This window comes from Streptomyces sp. NPDC054840 (assembly GCF_053611065.1).
Genome location: NZ_JBSGZP010000993.1, coordinates 1 through 1,966, shown reverse-complemented (window position 1 = coordinate 1,966; position 1,966 = coordinate 1). Strand labels below are relative to the sequence as shown.

3 protein-coding genes are annotated in these 1,966 nt (G+C 72.8%); 1 reads left to right on the top strand and 2 read right to left on the bottom strand.

Annotated features, from left to right (window positions below; genetic code table 11):
* Nucleotides 1-775, bottom strand: a 775-nt coding sequence (locus ACWGIU_RS36790; protein WP_453712420.1) for a sensor histidine kinase, incomplete at its 3' end; no start/stop codon positions are given.
* Between the two features lie 94 nt (nucleotides 776-869).
* On the opposite strand from ACWGIU_RS36790, the gene ACWGIU_RS36785 reads away from it, so the two are divergent.
* A complete protein-coding gene (locus tag ACWGIU_RS36785; protein WP_453712419.1) occupies nucleotides 870-1,490 on the top strand; it encodes an L-threonylcarbamoyladenylate synthase in 621 nt (206 codons plus the stop codon).
* A gap of 17 nt (nucleotides 1,491-1,507) precedes the next feature.
* On the opposite strand, the gene ACWGIU_RS36780 is transcribed toward ACWGIU_RS36785, so the two are convergent.
* Nucleotides 1,508-1,966, bottom strand: a 459-nt coding sequence (locus ACWGIU_RS36780) for an ABC transporter substrate-binding protein (protein ID WP_453712418.1), incomplete at its 5' end; no start/stop codon positions are given.

The window sequence follows — 1,966 nt, the reverse complement described above, 5'->3', positions numbered from 1 at the left end:
CCTCCTGGACGACGCGGTACACGGCCCGGTCGACGGCCCGCGGCAGCGCGGCGGGCGCCGGTGAGCCCTCCACCCGCAGCCGGACGTCGAGTCCCGCCTCGACGGCCCCGTCCACCAGTCCCTCGATCGCGGTGAGCCCGGTGTCCGAACCGCTACCCGGCCCGGGCTCCGGGTCCGAGGGTTCGCGCAGGACGCCGATCACCTCGCCGAGCCGGTCCACGGCCGCGCCGGCCCGGGACCTGATGTCCCGCGCGGCGGTGCGGTGGGCCTCGGGGAGGCCGGTGGCCAGCTGCAGCGCTCCCGCCGACAGGGCGATGAGGCTGAGTTCGTGGCCGAGGAGGTCGTGCATGTCCTGCGCGATCCTGGTCCGCTCGCGCAGTCGGGCCTGTTCGGCGAGCAGCCGCTGTTCCCTCTCCAGCCGCGCGGCCCGCTCCCATCCGGCGCGCACCAGTTCGCGGTACTGGCGCACGAAGCGGCCGGCGAACCACGGAAGCATCGCCGCGCACAGCAGCACCAGTACGAACCGGGTCGCCCACCCGAGCCACTCGGGTACCAGGACCACGGCCGGCACGGCTGCCACGAGCAGCAGGGCCAGGGCCGCCGCCGCGCTCCGGCCCGGCCCGGGCCCGCGGCCGGCGGCGTACGAGCAGAGCGCCGCCGGTATCCCCCACCACAGGTCGGCCATGCCGGCCCCGACGGCGGCGATCGCTGCGGTGAACAGCCCTGCGGACAGCACCTGTTGCGGCACCGACGGCTTGATGATCAGTGATCTCACGTACCCGACCCTACGGAACTCCCCCGGGCCGGCACCGCTCGGCGGACGGGCCGGCCGTACCGGCGCGGGGGTCCCGACCGCGTACGCTCGGCGGATGGCGAAATACTTCGACGTTCACCCCGAGAATCCCCAGCGGCGCACCATCGACAGCGTGGTCGACATGATCCGTGGCGGGAAGCTCGTCGCATACCCGACCGACTCCTGCTTCGCGCTGGGCTGCCAGCTGGGCAACCGCGACGGCATCAGCCGAATCCGGTCGATCCGGAACCTGGACGACCGTCACCACTTCACCCTGGTGTGCCAGAACTTCGCCCAGCTGGGCCGGTTCGTCCACATCGACAACGACGTGTTCCGCGCCATCAAGGCGGCGACCCCCGGCAGTTACACCTTCATCCTCCCCGCGACGTCGGAGGTGCCGCGCCAGCTGCTGCACCCGAAGAAGAAGACGGTCGGCGTCCGGATTCCCGACCACGTCGTCACTCAGGCGCTGCTCGCCGAGCTGGGCGAGCCGCTGCTCTCCAGCACCCTGCTGCTGCCCGACGAGCCCGAGCCGATGACGCAGGGCTGGGAGATCAAGGAGCGGCTCGACCACGAGGTGGACGCCGTACTGGATTCGGGTGACTGCGGTACCGAGCCGACCACCGTCATCGACTTCTCCGGCGGTGAGGTCGAGATCGTACGCCGGGGCGCGGGCGACACCAGCCGGTTCGAGTAGGCACCCCCGGCCCCCGTTCACGGCGCGGATGCCGGGCTCACGTCCGGGTAGATGCCCAGGTACCGGTACGCGCCGGATTCGACCTGGTAGAGGTGGGCGGTGCGGGGTCTGGTCAGCACGTGGGTGTCGGGGTCGAAGGACAGCGGCTTGGCCAGGCCCTCGTGGGCCGTCCGGAAGATCCGGCGGGTCACACCCGCCCGGTCCCGCCCCTCCTCCCCCAGCGCGGTCAGGACCGCGCCCAGCAGGCCCACGGCGTCGTACGCCTCGGTGGCCCAGCGGGCAGGCGGTTGCCCGTACGCGGCACGGTGGGCGACGACGAACGCGGCTGCCGCGGGAACGGCCGACGGATCGGCGAAAAGGGCGCTGAACAGCCAGCCCTCGGCGGCCGGACCGGCGTCCGCCAGGAAGGCCGGTTCCATGGCGTGCTGGATGCCCATCCGCCGGCCCTGGAATCCGCTCTCGGTCAGCGCGCGGGC

Bases quoted from the DNA above. Each gene is read 5' to 3' on its own strand.
- ACWGIU_RS36785 (WP_453712419.1), top strand. From the start codon at position 870: ATGGCGAAATACTTCGACGTTCACCCCGAGAATCCCCAGCGGCGCACC.